This window comes from Pseudomonas sp. PH1b, assembly GCF_000633395.1.
GTDB lineage: Bacteria > Pseudomonadota > Gammaproteobacteria > Pseudomonadales > Pseudomonadaceae > Aquipseudomonas.
The window spans coordinates 1-25075 of record NZ_AYMU01000014.1 but is presented as its reverse complement, the minus strand read 5'-3'; the positions used below and the strand labels follow the sequence as shown (position 1 = coordinate 25075).

Annotated in this window: 13 protein-coding genes; 3 read left to right on the top strand and 10 right to left on the bottom strand. The window is 64.9% G+C overall.

All coding sequences use genetic code 11. The features are described from left to right. Positions 1-358: 358 nt before the first annotated feature. Positions 359-1261 (bottom strand): LysR family transcriptional regulator, encoded by a 903-nt coding sequence (locus U873_RS0122430; protein WP_025130370.1) that lies wholly within the window; start codon positions 1259-1261, stop codon positions 359-361. 200 nt (positions 1262-1461) lie between these two features. Between U873_RS0122430 and U873_RS0122425 the strand changes: the two genes are divergently transcribed. Further along, complete coding sequence (locus U873_RS0122425) at positions 1462-1923, top strand: hypothetical protein (RefSeq protein ID WP_025130369.1); 462 nt, start codon at positions 1462-1464, stop codon at positions 1921-1923. A 22-nt stretch (positions 1924-1945) separates the two neighbouring features. Here the strand turns inward: U873_RS0122425 and U873_RS0122420 are convergent, their stop codons facing one another. The 3 genes from U873_RS0122420 to U873_RS0122410 all read right to left on the bottom strand — a co-directional run bounded on the left by U873_RS0122420 (position 1946) and on the right by U873_RS0122410 (position 4287). Continuing rightward, on the bottom strand, positions 1946-3187 hold the full coding sequence (locus tag U873_RS0122420; RefSeq protein ID WP_025130368.1) for an EAL domain-containing protein: 1242 nt from the start codon (positions 3185-3187) through the stop codon (positions 1946-1948). Positions 3188-3328: 141 nt separating this feature from the next. Next, on the bottom strand, positions 3329-4033 hold the full coding sequence (locus tag U873_RS0122415; RefSeq protein ID WP_157838119.1) for a fimbrial protein: 705 nt from the start codon (positions 4031-4033) through the stop codon (positions 3329-3331). Positions 4034-4053: 20 nt separating this feature from the next. Continuing rightward, a complete protein-coding gene (locus U873_RS0122410) occupies positions 4054-4287 on the bottom strand; it encodes a hypothetical protein (protein WP_157838118.1) in 234 nt (77 codons plus the stop codon). A 333-nt stretch (positions 4288-4620) separates the two neighbouring features. On the opposite strand from U873_RS0122410, the gene U873_RS0122405 reads away from it, so the two are divergent. Then, positions 4621-5244, top strand: coding sequence for a response regulator transcription factor (locus U873_RS0122405; protein WP_025130365.1), 624 nt, complete (start codon positions 4621-4623; stop codon positions 5242-5244). Positions 5245-5254: 10 nt separating this feature from the next. Beyond that, complete coding sequence (locus U873_RS0122400) at positions 5255-8842, top strand: ATP-binding protein (protein ID WP_025130364.1); 3588 nt, start codon at positions 5255-5257, stop codon at positions 8840-8842. A gap of 67 nt (positions 8843-8909) precedes the next feature. Here U873_RS0122400 and U873_RS0122395 read toward each other — a convergent pair whose 3' ends face one another. The 6 genes from U873_RS0122395 to U873_RS0122370 all read right to left on the bottom strand — a co-directional run. After that, the gene (locus U873_RS0122395) at positions 8910-11333 is read right to left on the bottom strand and encodes a fimbria/pilus outer membrane usher protein (RefSeq protein ID WP_256244713.1); all 2424 of its coding nucleotides are present in this window, start codon (positions 11331-11333) and stop codon (positions 8910-8912) included. 105 nt (positions 11334-11438) lie between these two features. After that, on the bottom strand, positions 11439-12188 hold the full coding sequence (locus U873_RS0122390) for a molecular chaperone (protein WP_025130362.1): 750 nt from the start codon (positions 12186-12188) through the stop codon (positions 11439-11441). A gap of 81 nt (positions 12189-12269) precedes the next feature. Then, positions 12270-12830 carry a fimbrial protein gene (locus tag U873_RS0122385; RefSeq protein ID WP_025130361.1) on the bottom strand — a complete coding sequence of 187 codons (561 nt, stop codon included), beginning with the start codon at positions 12828-12830 and terminating at the stop codon, positions 12270-12272. Between the two features lie 221 nt (positions 12831-13051). Further along, positions 13052-13993, bottom strand: coding sequence for a LysR family transcriptional regulator (locus U873_RS0122380; RefSeq protein ID WP_025130360.1), 942 nt, complete (start codon positions 13991-13993; stop codon positions 13052-13054). Positions 13994-14103: 110 nt separating this feature from the next. Beyond that, complete coding sequence (locus U873_RS0122375) at positions 14104-14454, bottom strand: DUF3969 family protein (RefSeq protein WP_025130359.1); 351 nt, start codon at positions 14452-14454, stop codon at positions 14104-14106. Between the two features lie 14 nt (positions 14455-14468). Beyond that, on the bottom strand, positions 14469-25075 hold a 10607-nt coding region (locus tag U873_RS0122370), incomplete at its 5' end, for a DUF637 domain-containing protein (RefSeq protein ID WP_025130358.1).

Genomic DNA, 25075 nt, shown 5'->3' with positions numbered 1-25075 from the left:
GCAAACCCCAAGGCCGCTTTCGCTGGCAAGCCAGCGCCTACAACAACCGATATCACCTGCACCTCCGTAGGAGCCGGCTTGCCGGCGAAGAGGCCCTCAAGCCCGGTGCAAACCCCACGGCCGCTTTCGCTGGCAAGCCAGCTCCTACAGCACCCGAGACCGCCCGCACCTCCGTAGGAGCCGGCTTGCCGGCGAAGAGGTCCGCAAGCCCGGTGCAAACCCCAAGGCCACTTTCGCTGGCAAGCCAGCTCCTACAACAACCGATATCACCTGCACCTCCGTAGGAGCCGGCTTGCCGGCGAAGAGGCCCTCAAGCCCGGTGCAAACCACAAGGCCGCTTTCGCTGGCAAGCCAGCTCCTACAGCAATCCGTGGCGCTGCATGGCGCGGGCGAGCATTTCCTGGCAGCGCAAGGTGGCCACGGACAAGGGCCGGTTGCGCACCACGCACAGGTCGACGCGGATCCGCTCCAGGTGTTCGTCGTCGATGGGCACCGCCACCAGGCCGTCCCCCAGTTCCCGGGCCTCGGCATCCACCTGGGGCAGGATCAGCACCGCCGCACGCTGGCGGGCCAGGCTTTTCTGCACTTCCAGTGAACTGGTGGTGAACACCGGAAGAATGTTCACTCCACGTTTCTTCGCTGCGCCCTCCAGGGCCTGGCGCACGCCGTAGGCCGAGTCGGGTATCGCCAGGGGCTGGCCTTCCAGGTCTTGCAGGCGAATGCTCGGGCACTGGGCAAACGGATGCTCGGCGCTGACCAGCACCCGGTGCCACAGCTGGCAATGGGCTGTCACCTCCACCTCGGCACGCTCCTGCAGGTAGAAGGCCAGGCCCAGGTCGGCCTCTGCGCTGCACAGCGCATCCAGGGTGGCGCCGGCACTGGCGATGACAATATTGAAAGTGACTTTCGGGTGGGCCCGGGTGAACGCCGCGAGCACCGGCGCCAGCACGCTGGAAACGATACTTTCCGACACATGGATGCTGACGTTACCCGCGACCTGGCTCTGCCGGCTGGCAATCACATCCCGCACCTGGTCGAAGCCGCGCAAGGTCGAGGTGACCTGCTCGGCCAGGCACTCGCCCTCCACGGTCAGGCGAATGCCCCGGGGCCCGCGCTCGATCAGTGCGGTGCCGAAGAAGTGCTCCAACTGCTCGATCTGCCGGCTGACCGCGGTGGGGGTCACGTACAGGCGCTCCGCCGCCTGACGCAAAGAGGCGCACCGGGCCACCTCGTGGAAGTAACGCAACGCTCGTAATTGCATGGCCACAGGCCCCATGGCTGAACTGATGCATGGGTCACGCAATTACTGCGCCAGCCACCCTCCATGGCGGGCAGCGGTGCGCGGAATCTCACACAAAAGATTGATCTGCACAGCGCCCCTGCCTACCCTGCTGGAACGCCGATGCCCGATTCGGCATGACCCCACCCGCGTTCCTGCCGACCTGTTGCCAAGGATTGTCCATGAGTACTCTGCCCCGCACCGCCCTTCTCACTGCCCTGGCGCTCCTCGGCGCCTGCACCAGCGTGACCCGGGAGATCAACCCGGAGCCCACCATCACCTCCGCCGGGATCCTGGCCTTTCGCGATATCTGCCTGAAGTCCGCACCGTCCTTCGCCGGCGCCGAAACCGCCGCCCGGGCCCACGGCATCAGCGACCTGACCGATGCCGGTTTTGCCAAGATGGGCATGAACCAGGACCAGAGCCTGGGGGTGCAGGTACAAGCCAACAAGGAATGCGCGATCACTACCCCGTCCCAGAACGACAGCTCGCTGACCCAGCAGTTTCTCAGCGTGGTCGGCAAGTTTTCCAGCACCCCGGTGGCGCAGACTGTGCCGAGCAAGATCACCCTGAACGGGCAGACCTTCATCGTCATGCACGACCGCCGTGGCGGCGAAGCCTATGTGATGCTCAAGGCGCAGTGATCGCGCAACGGCCGTTGCCGCACTAGCCCTGGCTGATCTGCCGCTGGGGCAAATGGCTCGACGCCAGGACCTGGACCAGGGCTGCCGCATTCATCGGCTTGTAAAACAGAAAGCCCTGGGCCGCATCGACTCCCAGGCGCTGCAGGTGGGCACGTTGCGGCTCGGTTTCGATGCCTTCGGCCACCAGCTCCAGGTTCAGCGAACGGGCCATTCCCACGATAGCCTCGATGATCCGGGTTTCCTTGAGCCCCAGGGCGTTGGCGACAAACTCCGAATCCAGCTTGATCTGGCCGAAGGGAATATCCGCCAGACGCATGATCGATGAATGCCCGGTGCCGAAGTCGTCAAGGGACAGGCGCACGCCGCTGTTCACCAGCACGCTGATGTTCTCGATGCCCTGCATGTCCAGAACCAGGGCCTGGCGCTCGGTGATTTCCAGGGTGACCTGGTGCTTGGGCACCCCTGCCTCGTCGATCCGCTGCACCAGCCGGGTGGCGAATTGCGGCTCGGTCAACTGGCTGGCCTCGACGTTGTAGGAAAACACCAGGGCCCCATGGCTACCGGGGGCCTGCAGCTGCCGCTGCAGCATCAGCCCCTGTTGCAACAGGCAATCGAACAGCAGGCGCTGGTGCTCGGGGCTGTTGAACAGGTCAAGGAAAAACTGCGGCCCCAGCACGCCCTTGCGCGGATGCTGCCAGCGGGCCAGCACCTCGGCCCCGGTGATGCGCCGAGTCTTCATGCAGACCTGGGGCTGGAAGTAGGGAACGATCTGCCGCTGCTCCAGGGCCTGTGCCACATCCAGCTCGGCGATCCAGTCATTGCCGGCGGATGCGCGCCCCCGCGCCGCCTGGGCATAGCCTGGAGCACGGCGCTTGACCGTGCGCTTGACCGTCAACGCCTTCAGCAGCAGGCCGCTGATCTGCGCCGTATCCAGTTCGTTGTAGCTGCCCACCCGGTATTTGCCGGAGCGCTCGCGAAAATTCGCCAGCCCCCAGCGAATCGGGGCTTGCAGCGCCTCGCACTCCATCATCGAGAAAAACCCGTAGTGTTCGCAGAGGCGGCGCAGGTAAGGGATGGCGCTCACAGCGTGCAGCGAATCGCAGATCACCAGGTCCAGCTCGGCCAGGGCCGGCGGAAATCGGGCCCAATCGGCGTCGTCGCCAATCACCTGTACCTGAGCAAAACCGGAGGCCGCGAGAATTCTTGAAAACCGTCGAACTCGAAAAGCGTTCGAACACAACAACAGTACGCTCAGTGTCGACATGACCTGCGGCTCCGGATAAAAAATCATGCTAGCCAAAATTGGCTCAAGTGAATTCAGGATACTTCTCGAATAAAGGTAGGAAGCTTCTGAGCCTGGGGTTTTCCTGGTAGGCCCCACCACCGTGACGGCCGACCTTCATCGCTACTTGTAGGTCAGGGTAAAGGCCGCTCGGGCATTGGCCTTGCCCGGCTCGGGCCCGGCCGCGGTATCGGAGGTCTGGATGTAGCGCGCCTTGAGTTCGATGTTCATGCCGGTGCCGCTCAGGCGGCCCATCGACACATCCTGGCCCAGGGTAAAGGGCGTGAGGCCATCCTTGTGCAGGACCTGCACGGCCACGCCCTTGGCGGTGGAGTCGGTGGTCAGGCCGAGAATGCCCCGGTTGGCGTCGAGGATGGCCGAACCCTGGACACCATCCAGACGCAGGTGGGCGTTGGAGCTCTGGTAGAAGTTCCAGCCCTGGTTGGTCGGGTAGGTGCCCGCCGTGCAATCGGTCAGGGCAATGCGCAGGTCCTTGTTGTCCATATGGCTGTCCTTGCCGTTGAACTGGCGGCGCATGACTTCGCCCATGGGCACCTCGATGTAGGCATTGGCACCACCGACTACCGAGCACTCCGAGCGGATCACCGTGCCGGTCAGGAACACCGCATGCAGGCGTCGGCTGCCAGACCAGAACGCCACCGCCGAGGTGGAGTTCTTGATCGCCGAGCTGCCCATGGGAATCTCGTCGCTGATCTTGATCAAGGTGAACCGAGTTTCTATCGGCTCGGTGATGTTGGTCGCCGTGGTATTGGTCAGCTTGAATGGCACATAGGGGGCGACCCCGCCAGTGGTGTTCCAACGCGTCATGTTGCGACCGGGTGCGATCACTACCAGGCCAACCCCAGGCACATTGGTTTCAGGATGGTGGCATTGCCCATGTCCAGCCCGGTGATAGGCGGCAGGCTGATGCCTGTGACCTTGGGCCAGGGGTTCTGCCGGGTTTCCCAGGTGTCACCGACCCGACACGAGATCGTGCTGGAATGCTGGTAGCTGTAGCTGACGTTGGCCGTGCCGATCACCGAACCAAGGGGCGCATCCCGGGGCACATAGTGTGTCCCCATGTCGAACCCCGGATAAAAGTCGGTCTGCCCCCCTGAACAATCGGCCCAGGCGCCGCCACTTATACAGCAAAACAAGAACAACAATTGAGCACGCATTGACTGTCTCTAAGCCTCTAGTACCACTTAACTACAAGGGTACTCAGACTAACAAAGCCACTTGCCCTAAAGACCAAGACGCTTCTCATATAAAACCAAGAACATCCTTAAAAAACCACCGGACGGCAGGCTCGACAACCGACTGCCAAACGCCGGGCGTACAATAAAAACACTGAACCAGCGCTTTATCACGTAACGCGATAAAGCTCTAAAAAAAGTAATCAAAATGAGGTAGTCATGAGCAGAACTGTACTAATAGTGGACGATCACCCCGTCATCTGTGGTGCGATCAAAGCCATGTTAGAGCAACACGGTTATCAGGTCGTAGGAGAGTCAACCGACGGCCTGGACGCTCTGTCCAAGGTCCGCAAGCTTGCCCCGGAATACCTCTTATTGGACATCGGGCTCAATAGCCTGGATGGACTTTCGGTGTTGCAGCGGATCAATTCCGAGAACATCAAGATCAAGTCCCTGGTGTTCACCTCGCAACTGGCCAGTACCTATGCAGCGCGCTGTATGCAAGCCGGCGCCTTGGGCTTCATCAACAAGAGTGCAAGCCTGGAAGAACTGATAAAGGGCCTTGATACCCTCAACGATGGCTACCTCTACTTCCCCAAGGAAGTGTTGGGGCACTACATGGAGTACAAGTCCGATAGCACCTGCGGCACACCGAAGTTGACCAACAAGGAAATCATCGTGCTGCAACTTCTGGTGCAGGGGCTGAGCAATGTAGCCATCGGTGAAAAGCTGCATTTGAGTAACAAGACCGTCAGCGGACACAAGATCAATATCCTGCGCAAGTTGGGAGTACGCACCACCATAGAACTGGCCGAGATCGCCAAAGAAATGAGCCTGGTCTGACTTGCCCGACATGAAAGCCATCCTGATGACGCTACTCCTGGCGCTGCACCTGGCGCTGCTGCCAGGTACAACACAAGGTGCTCAAACCTTGCATTTATCCTCACGAGGGCAAGCCCTGGAGTTTTCCGCTCCTGTCAGCCCCGAGAACCAGGCCTGGCTCGCCAAGAGAAAAACCGTACGCCTGGGCGTCACCTCCCCCGACTACCCGCCCCTGACCATCTTTTCCGAAAAAAACGCGCTGGAGGGCATCCTCGCGGAGAACCTGCTGGCGCTGCAAAAGGCCCTGGGCATCCGCTTCGCGATCAGCCTGTATGCCGGCCGCGACAGCGCCTATAGAGCACTCAAGGCCGGCGAGATCGACCTGCTGGACGCCGCGACCCGGCCGGAAGTGCAAAAGTATGGCGTGCAGATATCGGCTCCTTATGCCTACACCCAGATCGCCCTGTACTCCACCACCGGCAGCCTGCTGGAGATCGATCTGCGCGATAAGGCCTCGCAGATTTCTTCCACCCCCGACGGCTTCATCGATGCCAACACCTTCAAGATCTTTCGCAGCGCCACCATCAACAACTACACCTCCCCCTATGACGCCATTGCCGCCGTGCTCAAGGGCAATGCCCAGGCCTACCTGGGAGATACCGTCAGCACCAACTACCTGCTGAACCAGAGCTTCAACAATCAGTTGGTGACCAATATCAGTGTCAACGGCCTGGAGACCCATATCGGCCTGGCCTACACCGGCGCCAACGCACGGCTGGCCGCCCTGATTGACCAGCAACTGCAATCGCGCAGCCGCTGCCAGGTCATCAGGATGGTCAACTGGTGGGTCATGACGCTCAAGTGCAGTGACGAGGAATTCGTCAGCGTGCTCGATAGCGAGGAAAAACAGCTGCTGGACAGAAAGCTGCCATTCCGGATTGCCGTCAGCGAGGACCTGGCGCCCTACGCCCTGTTCGACAGCAACGGACAGTTCGGCGGCACCATGTCCGACATCATGGAACTGGTGCGCCTCAACTCCGGACTGCGTTTCGAGATCGTGCGCACTCGCTCGGTACACAAGGCCATGGAGTTGCTCGACAGCGGCCAGGTGGACCTGGCCATCATGTCGGAAACCGACTTCAGGGAGCCCAAGTACCTGTTTACCCTGCCGGTGATCACCACACCCTACCTGCTCATCAGCAAGAATGACGGCAAGCCCAAACCCGACCTCAACAGTGCCGGCCAAAGCATCGCCCTGCCCCACTCCGATGCCTTGCTGGAGCACATCCGCATGCACTACCCACACCTGAAGATCCACACCACCGACAACGTCCCCGACGCCCTGAACAGGGTCCGCGACGGTGACAGCGACTTCACCCTGACGTCCACCCACCAAGCCAGGTACTACCTGTCTTACAAGTACGAGGACGCCCTCCACGCCTCGGAGCAGCTCAAGGGCGTCAGCGCCCGGGTGGGCATCGCCAGCCTGCCGCAGAACCGGGTGCTGATCTCCATCATCGAAAAAGCCCTGCGGCGCATCTCCCCCAGTGAAATCGCGGCGATCTCCGGGCGCTGGCGGGCCAATGCCGCTACCGACAACTTGTATTGGGAAGCCGTCAGCCTGCGCATCTACCAAGCACTCAGCGTCTCCTTCGTGCTGCTCCTGGCCACCTGCATCTGGATCCTTTACCTGCGCAAACTGATCTTCAAGAAATCCATCGTGCGCAGGCAGTTGCAGGAGCGCCTGAGCCTGATCCAGAACATCGTCGACAGCATTCCCCACCCCATCTACGTGCGCGACCGCGAAGGCGAACTGCTGCTGTTCAACACCTCCTACGCCCAGACCTTCGTCCCCGGCGCCAGCTCCAGCACCAACAGCAAGATGCTCGACGCCATGCTGGGCCAGGCGGTGCTCGGTCAGTGGCTCCAGGACTATGAACAGGTGGTGAACAGCGGTACTGCCATCTCCCGCGACCAGACCCTGCCCCTGGGCGGCAAAGCCCTGGACATCTATCACTGGGCGCAACCCCTGCGAGATGACCGGCAGCAGATCTTCGGGGTGGTCTGCGGTTGGCTGGAGATCGGCGATCGCCTGCGCATTCTCGAAGAACTGCGCCAGGCCAAGGATTCGGCGGACCAGGCCAACAGAGCCAAGTCGACCTTCCTCGCCACCATGAGCCATGAAATCCGTACGCCGATGAACGCCATCATCGGCATGCTGGAACTGGTGCTGACTCGCAAGGCGCCCCAGGGCAAGAACCTCGAATCGCTGCAAGTGGCCCATGACGCCGCCGTCAGCCTGCTGGAGCTGCTGGGGGGCATCCTGGACATCTCCAGCATCGAGTCCGGGCAGACTCGCCTGCACCTGGAAACCTGCACCCTGAAGGACATCGTCAATACCACTCGGACCATCTTCGACAGCCTGGCGGCCCGCAAGGGCCTGTGGATCCGGCTCGATGTGGATGCCTGGGCCGATCTGCCCGCGCGCCTGGACCGACAGAAGATCAAGCAGATCCTGAGCAACCTGATGAGCAACGCGATCAAGTTCACCGACACCGGCGGCATCACCCTGCGGGTCCGGGGTTCGCCCTTGGATCCCGTGCATTTCGCCTTCACCGTCAGCGTCGAGGACAGCGGCCCGGGCATCGACCCCGCCGACCGGCCCAGCCTGTTCACGCCGTTCTCCCGGGTGACCGTCAATCGCAACAGCGGCGCGGGAATCGGCCTGTGCATCTCGCAGTCCCTGAGCCGGATCATTGGCGGCGACCTGCTGGTGGACAGCACCCTGGGCCAGGGCACCACCATGACCCTGACCGCCACTGCCCAACAGGCCACCCCCAGCGAAACACCGTTGGCGTTGCCAGCGAGCGAACCCGCCGTGCCGACCCGGCAGCGCCTGAAGATCCTCATCGCCGAAGACCACCTGCCCAGCCTGACCCTGCTCAAGGAGCAGATCGAACTGCTCGGCCATGAGCCGATCCTGGCCCAGGACGGACTGCAGGCGCTGTTCATCTGGGAGGACCACGACATCGACCTGGTCATCACCGACTGCAACATGCCGGAACTGGACGGCATCGCCCTGACCGAGGAAATCCGCCGCCTGGAGCAGACACTGTGCATACGCCCGTGCACCATCATCGGCACCACTGCCAGTGCCCGGGAAGAGGATCGCCAGGCCGCTCTCGCCGCCGGCATGGATGCCTGCCTGCTCAAGCCCCTGAGCGTATCGATGCTGGCCCGCTACGTGCCGGTATTCACCGCGAGCGCGACGCCCCCGGAAGACGAAGACGGCGCTGCGGCGCTGGTGCGCTTCAATTTGCCGGAGGACAAGCGGCGCAGCCTGTTGGGCAACCTGATCCTGTGCAACCAGCAGGACCTGCAGGCCCTGGAAGACGCCATGGCGCGCCTCGATCTCAAGGCCGTGGCAGGGCTTGCCCACAAGCTCAAGAGCGCGGCGCAGATGATGCAGTCCGAGCCGCTGATGCGGCTGTGCGAAACCCTGGAAGACGCCCTTGAAAACAATGCCCCGGTCAGTGGCCTGTCTCTGCTGTGCCAGGAACTGCGGCAACTGATGGACAGGCTCAACAGCACCCTGGCCGCAGCCGCCGGTCCGCCGTGAGCTGCCGGGCGGCCACGAAAAAGGCCCGCAAGCCTCGGCTGCGGGCCCTGGGCACCGCGGATTGAAACTAACCGTGCGGGGCCGTGCAGCGTACCTGAGCCAGCTTGAACCCCTCCTGTTCATGGGCCTGCTCAAGATCCAGGCTGAACGCGCACTGCTGCTGCGCCGCGTTGCCCCAGACCAGGCGGAAATCCGTGCTCTCGCCCACCGACAGCAACACCTGGCCCATCGGCCCCACGGCATTGACCCGCTGGCCCGCGGCATCCAGCACCGCGCTGCCGAAAGGCACCAGCGTGCCATCGGGCAACGCGATGGTCGCCAGGACCTTCTGCGTATGCCGGGCGTTGAACTGCGCCAGCACCACCGCTCCGCGACGCGGCGTCACCGTGCCCACGCCGCTGTCGATATCGGTATTGGCGTCCAGCTTGCTGGTGTCCAGGCTGATGCGATTGCGCCGATAAGGCTGGACATAGGGCACCAGGCTATAGCCCTTGGCGTTGGTGAAGGTTCCCGGGGCATTGTTGACACCGACGTCGGGGGTGTCCTTGACCTCCACCAGGGCCATGGTTTCGCCCAGGCTCTGCCCCAGCTGCACGCCCCCGCCATGGGCCAGCACCGAACCGGACATGCCGACGTTGACGGTCTTGTAGGCGCTGCTGCTGCTCAGGCCCGCACTGAGGTTGGCCCAGGGCGCGCGATAACCGGCCGAGGCCGAGCCGGTGTTGGCCGAACGCTCGCTGCGTTGCATATCAAGGTTGTAGTTGAGTTGGTTGTAGTCCCCGGCCAGGCCGCTCAGGCCCAGGCGCTGGTCATTGCTGCCATCGGCGTTGCGCTCCAGGCTGACACTGGCGTTCTGCCGTCCCAGCGGGAAGCTCAGGGTCAGGCCCACCTGTACACCTTCGTTGTCGCTGTCGCTCAGGCTTTTGCTGGCGTACAGCGACAGGTTGACCCGTTGCACCTGGCCGCTGACTCCAAACTGCAACTGGCGCTGTTGCCGGGATGAGTTCCAGTAGTCCTGCTGCGACAGGTTCAGGTACAGCGACGTGCTGTCGGCCAGGGTCTGGGAAATATTGGCCTCCAGGCGGCTGCGCCGGCTGACCCGGCGATAACCGCCGCTTGCGCCCCCATCGCTGCGCCAGGAGCCCTGGCTCACCACCTCGCTGAAATCCCGGTAGCCCGGGGTCGAATAGCGATAGCCGGCAAAGCGCAGGTTGGTACCACCGGCGAATGCCTTGCCGTAGCGCAGGCCATAGCTCTGGCCACTGACAGACTCCTGGCGGGTGTCGGTCAGCGCCTGAGTCGCATCCAGGGACAGTGCGCCCAGGCTCCCCAGCCCCTTGCCCACGCCCACCTGATAAGCGCGATAGCCCTCCCCCAGCAGCCCCCCCAGGGACAAGGTGTAGTCCCTCGGCAAGCCATAGGCCAGGGAGACCTGGGTGAAGGTCGGTTGGTCGATCAAGGCCGTGGGTTCATGGTATTGGCCTGCCGTCACGCTGTAGCGCCAGGTGCCGTCGCGCAGCAGGTTGCCCAGGGTCGCATAGGGTTGGATAAAGCGCCGCTCGCTACCGTCGGCTTCGGTGATGATCACTTCCAGGTCGCCACTGCCGGAGGCGGCGTTGAGGTCGCGGATCTCGAAGGGCCCCGGGGTGACGAAGGTGCTGTACAGCGAATAACCATGCTGGCGCACCTCGACCCGGGCCTGGGTCTGGGCCACGCCATGGATCACCGGCGCATAGCCTTGCAGCGAATCGGGGAGCATCTGGGTGTCGCTGGCCACCTGCACCCCGCGAAACGGCACGCTCTGGAAGGTATCACCCGGGGTCACGCTTTCCCCCAGGGTCAGGTTGCCAAAGGTGCCCGGCAAGTCGCGCTGCACATAAGTGGCCGCGCGCTCCCAGGTGCCATCCTTGCGGTAGGAGGAACTGGAACGCAGGCGCCACTCCCCCAGGTTGAGGCCGCCATTGAGATACAGATTGTAGTTGGCCGCACTGCGTTGCCGGCTCTTGCTCTGCGATCCGGAGAACTGGTAGTTGAGAAAACCGGCATTGATGCCGCTGTCCCACTCTTCGGGGGCCACATACCCCCGGGCATCACGGTTCATGGCGATCTGCGGCACGCTGATGTCCAGCTTGAGCTGCCGGCTGTCAAACCGCACCGTCGCGCCTTCCACCAGGGTCGGCAGGTCCAGGCAGTGCTGGTCCCCCGGTGAATCCTTGCGCGGCGCCAGCTTGACGCCCATTTCCACGAGCAACGCCTGGGGCAGGCAGGCCTTCAGGTCCGGCCCCGCACGGACAAAGCTGACTTCACGCTGGCCAAAATAGTCACGGTTCAGGGTGATCCCCACCAGGTAGCTGCCGGGGCCGACCTCCTGCTCATGGAGCATGGCTTCGAGGTCGCTTTTCAACGCGGTACCGTCGCCGAAATCCGCCACGAACCCGGTATCGAACTCGGCGGCGAACAGTTGGTTGCTCTTGAGCGTCGTCAGCAACAACGACCCAACCAGACAGCCGCTCAAAGCCCTCAAATAAACACCCATCCTGACCTCAGCACTTGCAATGACTTCCCAGGGGTTGCACTCCATCGATGCGCCAATGACCTAGAACCCGGCACTGGACTTGACCGGTTCGCTGTAGCCGCCGTAATCGTTGATGGTGGAGAACTCCACAAGCACCGTCCTGGACGTGAGCCGGCGGGGAATCGGGTAGTCCTGGCTGGACTTGGGCGCCACCATGTCGACGTCTGGCAGTTCGACGGGCGTGCCACCGTCCAGCACCCGGATCCCGATGAACGTGATGTGGTAGGCGCTGGGGTTGCTGACCCGCAAGACGGCGCCACCACCAGGTTGCTCGACCAGTTTCCAGGCCAGCAGCGCAGGCGCCTCCTGGACGTTGCCCGGCAGATTGGCGGGGCGATAGAACAGCTTCACCCGGGTGCGCACCGCCACTTTCAAGGCGTTTTCCTGCTTGTGCTCCAGCACCGGGATTTCCTGGGCGTTGAAATAGAACACCGACTCCCGGTCCTGCGGCAGTTGCCCCGGGGTCTTGATGATCCGCACCACTTGCTCCTCGCCCGCGCGCACCTTGAACAGGGCCGGCATGGCAATGAACGGGCTGCGCTGGTCCTTGCTGTCACGGGCGTCGTTGACCCAGGTCTGCACCGCGTAGTCGCTGCGGGTGAGGTTGGAAACAATCGTCGAGGCACTGCGCTCATCGGCCCCGAGGATGATTCGCGTGCCATTGAGCATGATGCCGGCAGACGCCAGGGGCACCGGGCAGAGTGCGGCCAGGGCCGCGCCAAAGAGCCAGCTCCTGCTAGAGAAAGCGGCGCGCAGAAAAGCAGTCTTCATATCAACTTAAAACCTGGGGAGGGGGCTGCAGACAGCGGGGCCGAGTGCATCCGGCACCATCGACCCCGGTCGGGATGTGTCTTACTTGTAATCGACGCTGAAGGAAGCCTTGGCGTTGGCGGTGCCCGGCGTGGCTTCACCCGTGGCGATGTAGTTGGCGGTGAAGCGCATGGGCTGGGTCAGGTCCGCGTATTCGCTGGAGGCACGCCCCAGCTGCACATCCTGGCCCTTGGCATCACGGATCTGCACCGCGACGTTCTTCGCCACCCCGGCGCCGCCTGCGCCCTCCAGGGCTAGCCATTCGCCGTTGGGGCCGGCGGCACCGTTCATGCTGAGAAAGCGCACCGTGGCAGTCTTGCCGGTCAGTACGCAGTGATCGGTTTCACCCTCTTCCACCGTGGGGGCGGTCAGGGTCAGGGCAAAGGAACCGGCACCGGCGGTGTCTCCGGCCTTTTTCAGCGACAGGGACGGCGCGTTGCCCAGGGAAACGTTGGTGCCGGCACCGCCGTTGAGGTCACCGACATTCACCGAACAGGTGTTGGCGGTGATGGAACCGGTGAAGTTGATTTCGCCGTCGGCCGCCATGGCCTGGGCGGCCATGCAGCACGTCGCGACAGCCAGTGCAGACTTGATGAATTTCATGGGTTTACTTACCTATCTCGTGTTTGACGTTGGCCTTTTTCCTCAAGGCAGACCCAGCCTACAAAGGTTAAGCAGCGAACGAGACGGGACGACTCTGTGCTTTCTTCGAGAAGATTCTTGATTTTCGGCCAGACCCCCACCAAGACCTCGGCCCCCTCCCACCCTCAACGCCTGGCTCGCCGCGCCACGGCCATTGAGAAGACTCTGAAAGGGTCGACGCCTCAATGCCCCGGAGCGCTATGCAGCGAGTGCTCCGGCGCCCGGGCGATGGCATCGATCTCGCCCCGCAGCCATTGCAGCCCCGGCGCCTGTTGCTGCTGGCGATGCCAGATCAGGCTGACCTGCACCGGCGCCGCCGGCAGTGGCAGGTGGGCGCTGCGCAGCGGCAGCAAGGCGCAGAAATGCTCCGCCAGATGCCGCGGCACGGTGCCCAGCAGGTCGGACTGGGCGACGATCAGCGGGATGCTCAGGTAGTTGGGCACGAACACCTGCACCTGGCGCTGGACCTTGGCCGAGCCGAGGACGATTTCCAGCGGCGAGCCCCGGCCGCCACGGTCGGGAATCGCGACGTGCTGGCAGCCCTGGTAGGCCTCCAGGCTCAGTTCGGGGACGAATGCCGGGTGGTCGCGGCGGCCGATCACCAGCAGTTGCTCTTCCAGCAGGGGCTGGTAGCACAGCTCCGGGTTGTCGAAGTACAGGTAGTCCACCGCCAGGTCGAGCATGCCGGCACTGAGCCAGGCGGCGATGGAGTCGGCGCTGTCGCTGCGCACCGCCAGCCGCACCCCGGGCGCCACGAGCTGCAAGCGCCGGGACAGGGCCGGCAGCAGGCGCGCCTGGGCATAGTCGTTCATCGACAGGGTGAACAGTTGGTCGGCCGCCGCCGGGTCGAACACCGCACCGGGGTCCAGCCCCTGCTGCAACAGGTGCAGGGCCTGGCGCACCACCAGGTGCAGGCTGGTGGCCCGAGACGTGGGTTGCATGCCCCGCGCCGTACGGATGAACAGCGGCTCGTCGAGGTGCCGGCGCAGGCGCGCCAGGGCATTGCTCACCGCCGGCTGGCTGAGGTTCAGGCGTACCGCCGCCCGGGACAGGTTCTGCTCCTGCATCAGGGCGTCGAACACCCGCAACAGGTTGAGGTCCAGGCGCTGCACATTGAGCTTCATGAATAATGCCCACCGCGGTTATCCAGGGGCTGGATAATTCGCGCTGGGCCCCCCGGCTGTCAATCAGCGCAGCCAGGGGAGCGAATCACTGGAGAACCGCAGGCCGAGGGCTAACGGATGACATACAAGTCTTGCCTCCCGATCTTTTCACTGGCCCTCTGGGCATAACCGGGATCGCTGTGCAGGATCGCTGCAAAACGTTCCCTCAGCAGTTGCACACTGGCCTCCAGGCGATCCGGCCTCAGGCTCTGCACATCCTCCAGTTCGCATGCCTCCATGATCAGGCTGCAGAGCTCGGGCGATAGCCCCTTGTCCTGCAACAGGCTGGCGGTACGCGGCGTGAACAGGGTCCACTCGGCCTCCTCCAGGGTGATGGCCTCATCGCGCAGCGAGGTCAACAAGCCAATCGCCAGCGTGCACACCAGCCGGGTGGCCTGTTCAGCGCCCAGGGCTTCAACCATCAACGATATTTCCTTCACTGGGTATTACTCCAACCGTTCTTGGTCTTCACGTTGAAGACCTTGCCACTTTCACTCTGGAAATAGTGCACCGAAACACGTGCACCGTTGCTGTCGAAACCGTCCTTGTACACCTTGCTCCACTTGCCGGGTTCCACTTTGCGCAGGTCAGCCAGCACGTCCCCGTTCTTGATCGCGTTGCGGCTGGTTCCTCCCGCGCGCTCCTTGAAGCCCTCGGGGTACTGCGGCGCTTTGCGCAGAGAGTCGTAGACATGCTTGATGCCGCCGTTCTGGCCGGCCCCACCACCCACCATCCCGCGCTTGATACCGTCCGCCAGGCCCTTGGCGCCCCCTCCCGGGGTGAAGAGTTTCGACCTGGGGTCCGCCGCTTCGAGGATGTAGTCGGCAGCAGCGACCCCCAGGGTTCCATACTTGTCCCGCTGGGCATTGGCGATATAGCGGTTGAGCGCAGCCTGATTGTTGCCCAGGACAAGATACAGGTCGGTCAACTGGCCAAACAGCTCGGGCCGGCCCGATTTGCGCAGGTCGCTCATCCATTGCTGGTTGGTGCCTTCCTCGGACCTGAGGCGCTCGAATACCGCCTGGCACAAGGTGGGGTTCTGCTGGCAAAGCTGCGGGAACTCCTTGTTCCGGGTCTCATCCAGAGTGCGGTAGTAGGCACGAATGGAGTCGCACTCGGTTTTCGTCGTGCAGGCGCCCAGCTTGCGGTCTTTCTCGAGGATTTCCTCGTGGAACAGGTAGTTGTAGGCCGTCGCCATCTGAGCGATCTGCGCCCCCTGGTCCAGATCCTTGCCCACCGCCGCAGCCGCCACCAGGCCGGTCAATTGCGACAGCGCCAATTGCAGGTCCTTGTTGCCGTCGGCCACGCTCGCCAGTTGGTTGATCAAAGCTTCGTTCAAGCCGGCCGCCGCAGCGCCGGTCTTGAAGTCGCCGCCGGTGGCTTCCGCCAGCAGGCCGCCCATCAGCGCATGGGCGACGACCTTCTCGAGCCCGCCATTGGGGAACCGGACGTTGTCGCCGACCCAGTTGAACCCCGTCGCCATGGCCACGTTGCCCGCCTCTGCGAGCAGGGCCGCACCCAAGTTGTCGCCAAAGCTGCCGCCGCCGATCGCCGTGGAAATGCCACTGGAGATCAGTGCCCGCCCGGTGGTGCGGGTCAGGGTGTCGGCCGCCGTGCTCCAGCGGAAGATGTCCTTGGACGGGTTGGCATTGTTCAAGGTCGAGGCCGTGGTGCCTTCGCTGCCCGGGGCTGCGGCGCCCGCTCCGGCACTGTCTGCACCGCCGAACCAGTTGGTGTCGGCATACTCGAAGGCGCCCGCGGTGAACCCGGCGATGGCAGCGTTTTTCAGGCTGTCGGCGCTGAGGGTCTCCTTGAGCGCCCGTCCCAGGTTGCCCTTGTTGCTGATGGTGCTGCTGACCCCGGTAGTGGCCAGGCTGCCGGCCACCGCTGCCTGAGGCGCCGCCAGGCCGAGGCCCGCCGGGCCCATGGCCAGGGACATCAGAATCGCGACCACCAGCTTGGCCCCCGCGCCGAGGCCCGAGGAGTCGTACTTGAAGCTCTCGTGGATTTCCCGGACCTGGCGCCAGTCGATGTCCCCACGCGCCTGGGCGTCCTTCATCCACGCCAGGCCCGGGTCGGCCTGGACCATGGCATCGATGGTCTGGCTGACCGTCTGCTGGTCGACCTGGCGGATATCCACGCGCAGGCCGTCGGCCGCCTTGATCAGCAGATTGCCCTGGGCCACCAGGGTGCTCTGGCGCAGGGTTTCATCGGTGCGGCCCTTGCCCTTCATCGAGTACCAGGAGAGATCGCTCTTGCTCTTGGTGTGCGTCTCGTCATGCAGGTCCTTGACCCCTTCGAAGGTGATCGCGCCGCCACTGTCCAGGGTCAGGTCCTTGGCGCTTTCCAGCTTGGCCACCTGGTATCGCTGATCGCCGCCGCTCTTGAGGGTCAGGTCGCCACCGGTGCTGATCTGGCTGCCGATGTTGGTGACCTGAGTCACCTCGTCGTGGCGCGCTTTCTTGCGCCCCCAGCTGCCTTTCTTCTTCATGTCGTACAACGAGTAGTCGCTGTCCTGGGCCGCCAGCAGTTCCAGGTTGTCACCGGCCACCAGGTAGGCTTCGTTGCCAGCATTGATGCGGCTGGAAATCAGCCTCAGGTCATTACCGGCACTGAGGACCACATCGGCCCCGGCGGTGAGGGACGTGCCGACCTGGTGCTCGTGGTCTTCCTGGCGGGTGACCTTCTTGGTCTTGGAGTAGCTGTGCTGCTCATCCGCCGCCGAAGCCAGGGTCATGTCCCCCACTGCATCCATGGCAATGGTGCGCTTGGCCTCGATCTGGCTGGCGACCGCCGTCAGATCGCGTCCGGCGCTGACCGCGATGTCACGCCCGGCACTGACGCTGGAACCGTGCTGAGTGATGCTTTCATTCAAATACCGGTCGCGAGTGACTTTGTCGTGCTCCTGGGCCGACGTCAGGTTGACGTCGCGTCCCGCGATCAGGGCGATGTCGGCGCCAGCGCTCAGCGCCCCGCCGACGTTATTGATATCGCGGCCTGCCCGCACACTCAGGTCATTGCGGGCCTCGATCCGCGCCGCGTTGTCGGCGTAGTCCAGGCGCTGGGTGGTGTTCCCGGGGTTGCTCTGGAAGGTGCTGATGCTGCGCTCGTTGATCACATCCCCGGCCAGGGCGCGGGCCGTCACATCGCGCCCGGCAATGATGCCGCCAGAACGGTTGACCAGGTTGTCACCGGCCAGCAGATCGAGGCGCCCACCGGCCTCGATCAGGCCGCCATTGATCAGGTTGTTGCCGGTGGTCGCACTGAGGTTCTCACTGGCGCGCAAGGTCCCGGAGTTGACCAGGTCCTTGCCGGCGATCAGGGTCACGTCGCGGCCCTGGACCAGCGCACCATTGGGCGCCAGGCGGTTGTTGGCGTGGGCCAGGTACAGCACCGGCACCAGCACCTTCTCGCCGTTCACCTCCTGCTCTTCGAGCCAGACGATGTCGTGGGTCAGGGCCGCCACCTGTTGGGAGGTCAGGGTCACGCCCACGGCCAGGTTGAGCGAGTCCTTGCTGGCAATGGCATTGTTCATCAGGTACTTGAACATGCCCTCGTCACTGTTCTGGCCGTCGAGGAAACGCTGGCCGGTGCGGGCCGTGACCGCCTGCTGGATCAGGCGCTGCTCATAGAAACCATCCCCCAGGCGCTTGGCGCTCTGGTCCGGGTCATAACCCAGGTTCGACAGCAGGTAGTCCGAGCCCATGAACTGCTTGAGGTCGGTGAGTAGCGGGTTGGTCTCGATCAGGTACTTGTGCGGGTTGCTGCGCACACTGCTGTCTGGCAGCCCCTGGACCCGCTTGACGCTCTGGTTGCCAGCGCCGCCCGCGGGCAGCAGCACGCCCACCGGCCCAGCCCCGGACGCGGCGTTCACCTGCACCGTGGCGGTGCGGCCATCGATGCCCGTGGCCTGGTGATCCACCAGGTTCAGGTCACGAGCGCTCTGGGCCACTTGCGGCAGTGGCTGGTTGCTCAGCTCCCGGGGCCGGACCGGCGCCGGACCGGCCTGGCGGGTGCTCAGTTCGAGGCTGGCGCCGGCCATGCTCCAGCCCTGGGTCGGGGCCGTGGGCTGCGCTGCGCCGCCCTGGCCACTCAAGCGGAACAGGCCGTTCTGCCCGGACGGCAGGCTGAAGTTGGGCAGGCTCAGGGGGTTGACCTGCTGCTGCGCCAGGTCCGGCGGCAGCTGGGAATTGAGTACCACCATCAACGGCTTGCTGGCAGCGCCCACCGCCGTGTCGCGGGCACTGCCGCCCACGGCGATGGCACTCTTGATCACGCTGATGTTGCTGATGTCATTGGCCGCCGTGAGGCGCGCCTTGCCGCCGGCCTGGATGATCGCCGGCGCGGCGGAAGTGCCCTGGGTCGAGGTCTGCACGGGCTGGTCGATGCCGGTGAAGATGCCCGGGCTGAACTTGGCGATCAGCGCGGCGAACGCCTGCTGGTCGAAGGCCGAGCCCTGGGGGTGCGCTCTGTCGTAGGCCTGCACCTCTCGGGCCAGCTGGAAGAACAGCCCGCGCTTGATCTTGACCCCGGCGCCCACCTGAACGGCCGAGCTGCCGGAGGCCACCAGGGAGGCCTGGTTGGTGATGGTGCCGCTGGTGATGGTCAGGTCATTGCCCGCCGAGACGGTGCTGTAGCGGTTGAGGAAGCTGCCGCTGTTGACCGTCAGGTTGCCCCCGGCATTGAGGGTCGAGGTCGGTGAATCGCTGGTCACCACCCCGGTCACGGTGCGGTACACGTACACCGGCCCGCGGACCCAGCTGGCACCACCACCGCAGTGCTGCACGCACCGTATGGTGATGCGCCCGTCGGTGTACTGCTGGCTGGCTTCGTACTTCTCGCGGTCGTTGACCAGGTCCGCCACGGCGATGTTGATATCACCGCCGCTCTGGATATTGCCGGAGATGTTTCTCAGGCTCTGGGCCGAGGTGCCTGGAGCCATGCCCGCCACGCTCAGGCCGCCCAGGCTGTAGAACTCACCATAGCTGTTGCTCAGGGTGTTGACGTTGAAGTTGGCGTTCTGGCCGCTGAACACGAACCCATGGTCGTTGACCAGGGTCGGGGTGCTCAGGCTCAGGTCCTGGGCGGCGCCCAGGGTCCCGGTGTTGAGCACGCCGCCGGCATTCACCGTGAGCTTGGCGTTGGATGTCAGGCGCCCGGCGTTGTTCAGTTGCCCGGCAACCGTGACCTGGGTATCGCCGCCACCGGCGATGCTGCCTGCCGCGCCGAGATTGACCTGGGCAGCACCCAGGCCAAGGGTGCCCAGGCTGGACACCCGGCCGTTGCCGGAATAGCTGCCACCGATCTGCAGGTCCAGGCTGCCATCGCTGGCCAACAGCCCGTCGTTGTTCCAGTTGCCGCCCCGGGCCTGCAAGTGCTGGCTGGCCAGCAACTGGCCGCTGGCGGTCTGGCTGAAGGTATTGACGTTGAGGTTCAGGCGCCCGGCCTGGATCACGCTGCTGTTGGTCCAGTTGTCGGCGGTCAGTGTCAGCCCGCCCTGGGTGACCAGGCTGCCGCCAGCATTGATCACGTTGCCGGTGGCGATATCGAAGTTGCCATCCCCCAGGTGCAGCAGGCTGCCGCCGCCGTTGAGCAGGCCCGAGGCCGCCAGCCTCAGGTCGGTGTTGGCGGTTTCCAGCAGGCCGTTGCGGTTGTCGAACAGCCCGCCGAGCTGCAGGTCGGTCATGCCGCCAGGGGCCAGGGCGCGCAGTTTGCCGCCCTGGTTGTCGAGGCTGGCGCCGCGCAGCGCCAGGCTCTCGCGGCTTTCGACCAGGCCGCCCTGGTTGAGCAGAGCGCCGTTGAAATCCAGGCCGATGTGCTGGCCGTTGATTTGCCCGGCGCTGTTGTTCAACTGATTGCCGCTGGCCTTGATCCGCCCGCTGGCGTACAGGCCACCCTGGCGGTTATCCACCCCGGCGCTGCCGGCATTGAGCAGCAGGTCGCCGCCCTTGGCCGCCATGCGTCCGGCGCCGTTGTCGATCCCGGCCAGGGCCTGCAGGTCCAGGCGCTGGGCCTCGGCCTGGCCGCCATGGTTGTTCAGCACGCCCGACACCCGGGCCTGGAACAGGCCCTTGAGGCTCGACAGCACACCCGCGCGGTTGTCCAGGCTGGAGCCCTGGATGTCCAGGTCACCGTCCTCGGCAATCAGCTTGCCGCCCTGGTTATCGATGCCCCCGGTCGTCACCAGGGTCTGGGCCTTGGCGCTCTGGATCGCGCCCTTGGCATTCTCCAGGCTGCCGGCGCGCAGGTTCAGGCCGGCGTCGCGGCTGTAGATCAGGCCGTCGTTCTGGTTGCGCACCTCGCCACTGGCGTTGATCTGCAGTGCGCCGTTGGCGGCCAGGGTGCCGCGGTTGCTGTTGTCCAGGCGGTCGCTGAACAGGGTCATCAGGTTCTGGCTGATCAACTGCCCGCCCTGGTTGTCGATCCGGCTGGAACGCTTGAGCAGCAGCGGGCCGCTGGCGGCCAACTGGCCCTGGGTGTTGATCAACGCGCCCAGCAGATCGAGGGTTACCGCGCCTTCGCCGCGCAGCTTGCCGCCCTGGTTGTTCAGGTGGTTGCCACTGAGGTTCAGGGCCCCCGCGGCGTTGAGGCTGCCGCCCTGGTTGTCCAGGTCGCCAGCGGCGATGTCGAGGCCAGCGCTGCTTTCGATCAGCCCGCCCCGGGCGTTGTTCAAGGCGCCGCCGAGGACCAGTTGCTGCCCGCCCTGGCTGGTGACGATGCCCTTGTCGCTGTTGTCCAGGCTGGCGGCCTTGAGCGTCAGCTGGCCCTGGCTGGCCAGCCCGCCCGCCGCGCTGTTGAGCAAGGCGCCGCCAAGGTCGATGTGCAGGTCACCCTGCAGGCTCGACAAGGTGCCTTGCTGGCGGTTGTCCAGGCTGCCGCCGCTGACCTTGAGCCCCTGCCAGCCTGATATCAGGCCCTGCTGGTTGCCCAGGTGCACGGCCTCGATCCCCAGTTGCTGGTGGCTGATCAGCGTGCCGCCACTGTTGTCCAGGCTACGCCCGGCCAGGGTGAAGCCCTGGGTGCTGGAGATTTCACCGGCCTGGTTCTGCAGGTCCCGCAGCCCGGCAATGCTCAGCACGCCCTGGGTGTTGATCAGGCCCTGGCGGTTGTCCAGATCCGAGCCTTGATGCCCCAGGTCGATGCCCAGGCCGGTGCCACCGAGCAGGCGCCCGCCCTGGTTGTCCAGGCCGTTGGCGCTGATCTGCAGCGGCCCGACGGCCTGGATCAGGCCCTGGTTGCGCAACGGGCCAGTGACCCGCAGGCCCAGTTCAGTGTCGCTGAGCAGCGAACCGCTGTGGTCCAGGCTGGCGGCGTCGATCTGCAGCGCAGCGGCGGCGATCTTGCCCTTGAGCGCGGTCAGCGCGCCCTCGATGCGCAGGGTCAGGGCCTGGTTGCTGAGCAGTTGCCCGGCGCTGTTGTCCAGGCTGCGGGCAGCCAGTTCGAAAGCCTGCTGGCTGGAAATTTCACCCTGGCGGTTGTCCACTGCGCCGAGGTTGCTCAGCAGCAGCGCACCCGGGGCATTGATCAGGCCGCCCTGGTTGTTCAGGGTGCCGTGGTTCAGGTCCAGGCTCAGGGTGCTCTTGCTGAACAGCTTGCCGCCCTGCTGCTGCCAGCCGGTGACCGAGGCCGTCAGGGCCTTGGCACTGCCGATGCTGCCCTGGTCGTTGTTGACCTGGGCCGCGTTCAGGCTCAGTTCATCACCGCTGTTGAGGTGGCCGCCCTGGCTGTTGTCCAGGGCGCCGGTGGTGAGCGACAGCCGCCCCTTGGCGCTGATGATGCCCTGCTGCTGGTTGTCCAGCCGGGCACTGGCCAGGGTCAGGGCGGCGTCGCTCAGCAGCTTGCCGCCCTGGTTGCTCAAGGCTTGCCCGGCGCTGATGTGCAAGGCGCCGCCACTGGAGAGGCTGCCCTGGTCGTTGTTCAGGTTGCGCGCCTGGAGCGCCAGGCGGCCTTCGCTGCTGATCCGGCCTTTGCGGTTGTCCAGGTCTTCACCCAGCCCAAGGTCCAGGCGCTGGACGCCCAGCAACTGCCCGCCCTGGTTGTCCAGGCCGGTGCCGGTGAGGCTCAGGCCCTGGTCCGCGGATATCAGCCCGAGGCTCTGGTTGATCACCCGGGCCACGTTCAGTGTCAGGTCGCCGCTGGCCAGCAGCCGGCCCTGGTCGCTGTTGTCCAGGCGCGCACCGCTCAGGCCGATCTGCTGGCTCGATACTTCACCGCCGCGGTTGTCCAGTTGCCCGATCTGCAGGTCCAGGGCGCGGGTGGCGCCCACCAGCCCCTCCTGGCGGTTGTCCAGGCTGGCGGCCTTGAGGGTCATCTGCCCTGCGGCCAGCAGGATTGCGCCCTGGTTGTCGGCGTGCCCGCTGACCTGCAGCAGGCTGTCGCCACGGCTGTGCAGCTGGCCGTTGCGGTTGTCCAGGCTGGCGCTGCGGCTGTCGATGGCCGCCGCCGAGATCAGGCCCTTGACGTTGGCCAGGGCCTGCTCGATGCGCAGGGTCAGGGCCTGGTTGCTCAGGAGCTTGCCGGCACCGTTGTCCAGTTGCCGGGCGTTGAGGCTGAAGGCCTTGGCCCCGGAGATTTCCCCGCCGCGGTTGTCCACCCGCTCGAGGTTGTGCAACAGCAGTTGCCCCGGGGTGTGCAGATTGCCGCCCTGGTTGTCCAGCAGGCCGTGGTTCAGGTCCAGGCTCAGGTCGGCGTTGCTGAACAGCTCGCCGCCCTGCTGTTCCAGACCAGTGACGCTGGCGTTGAGGGCCTGGTCGCTGCCGATCCGGCCCTGGTTGTTGGTCAACTGGGCAGTGCTCAGGGTCAACTGCCCGACGCTGGTCAAGCTGCCGCCCTGGCTGTTGTCGAAAGCGCCGGTGCCCAGGCGTGTGTCGGCCTTGGCGCTGATCACCCCCTTGTCGCTGTTGTTCAGGCTGGCGCTGTCCAGGCTCAGGCCCTGTTCGGCGACGATCGAGCCGCCCTGGTTGAGCAGCGCCCCGCTGCTGTCGAGGCTCAGGGCCCGGGCACCGGTCAGGCGCCCGCCACGGTTGTCCAGGCTGCCGACCTTGAGGGTCAGCAGGTCTTCGCCGCTGATCAGGCCGCGCTGGTTGTCCAGGGCTGCGCTGAGGGTCAGCAGCAACGGTTTCTGGCTCACCAGTTGGCCGCCGCTGTTGTCCAGGCTGGCGCCAGTCAGGTTCAGCCCCTGCTTGCTGAACAGCAGCCCCTGGTTCTGGTTGACCACCCGAGTCACCTGGAGCAGCAGGCGCTGGTCGGCCAGGACCTTGCCGCCATCACTGTTGTTCAGCCCCTGGCCGTTGATCTGCAGCTCTCCCTGGCCCGACAGCGCGCCGCCACGGTTATCCACCTCGGCGACGTCCAGGGTCAGGGCCTTGAGGGACGCCACCAGGCCCTGGTCCCGGTTGTCCAGGGTCTGGCCCTGCAGGTGCAGGTCACCTTCGGCCACCAACTCGCCGCCGCGCTGGGCGAGGCTGTCCACCTGGGCCTGGAGTTCGCCTTTGCTGGCGATGCGGCCGGCGTGGTTGAGCACCTCGCCGCTGTTCAGCACCAGGGTTGAAGTGGCGCTGAGCAGGCCACCGCTGTTGTCCAGCCGGCGACCTTCGACGGTGACCGCGGTCCGGCTTTCCAGGCGGCCCTTGTCGCGGTTGTCCACGTCGCGGCTGTGCAGGCCCAGGGCCTGATCGGCGCGGATCACCCCGCCGCGGTTGTCCAGGCTCTCGCCGCGCACCAGCAGGGTGTCGCTGGCGGAAATCTTGCCCTTGCGGTTGTCCAGTTGCCCGGCCTGCACCTCCATGGCCGCGGTGGCCTGGATCAGGCCCTGGTCCTGGTTGTCGAGGCGTCCGGCAACCCGGACCTCCAAGCGCTCTTCGCTGCGCAGGTTGCCGGCCTTGCTGTTGTCCAGGGACGCGGCCTGCACCTTCAGCAAACGCTCCGCCCCCAGGGCACCACCACGGTTGTCGATGGCCCCGCTGGCGTTGATATCCAGGGTTTCACCGGCCATCACCAGCCCGGCGACGTTGTCCAGCGAAGCCAGTTGCAGAGTGACCTGGTCCAGGCTGCTGAGCTCACCGTGGCGATTGCCCAGGTGGCCGATCTCGGCCAGGAGTTGGCCGTCGCTGGCGATCAGGGCGTTGTGGTTCAGCACCTCGCTGGCCTGCAGCACCAGGCTATCGCTGCTCAGGACCCGGCCCTGGTTCTGGTTGTCCAGGGTCCCGGCATTGACCTTCACTTGCCGCTGCCCACTGAGGGTGCCGCCCCGGTTGTCCAGGGTCTGGGCTGCCGTGACCGTCAGATCGCGGCTGGCCACCACGCTCTGGCCATTGTTGTTGAGGCTCTTGGCGCTGAGGGTGATATCGCCGCTGGCGTTGCGGCTGTTATCGGCATTGACCCCAGCCTCGATGATGCCGTGGTTGCTCAGTTGGCCACCGCTGTCCAGCTGGATGCTGTCGCGGGCGGCAAGGGTTTTCTGGTTGCTCAGGTCGCCCCGGGTCTGCACCTTGAGATCGCTGCCGGCGTAGACCGCTCCCTGGGCATCGAGGCTGCCGGCCTTGATCGCCACCGCGCCTTTCTCGGCGCTCGCGTCCACCATGCGCAACTGGCCGTTGGCATCGAGCTGGATGTCGCCACCGCTGGCAATCAACTTGCCATCGAGCTTGACCCCAACCCCTGCCTCGGTGCCCACCAGCTTGATCGCCCCGGCGTACATGCCGCCCAGGGCCGATGAGTCGATGGCCAGTTGCGGTGCATCCGCCGGGTTGGCGGTGCGTGCCGTGGCGTTCAAGGTCTTGGCGTCGACGTCGTTGGCCCCGGCGATCAGCGCCAGGTGCTGGGCCTGGATCTCGGCGTTGATCCTGGCGCTGCGGGTGATGATTTCGAACTGGTCGACGTTGCTCGCATTGAGCCCCGCGCCGTCGATGGCGACGCTGCCCTGGTCCACCTGATAACGCTGGATCTGGCCGTTCTCGATCACCGGCTTGCCGGTGGTCAGGGTGGCTTTCGGGGTGTTGATGAAACCGCAGCCGTTGCAGCTCACGCCATAGGGGTTGGCGA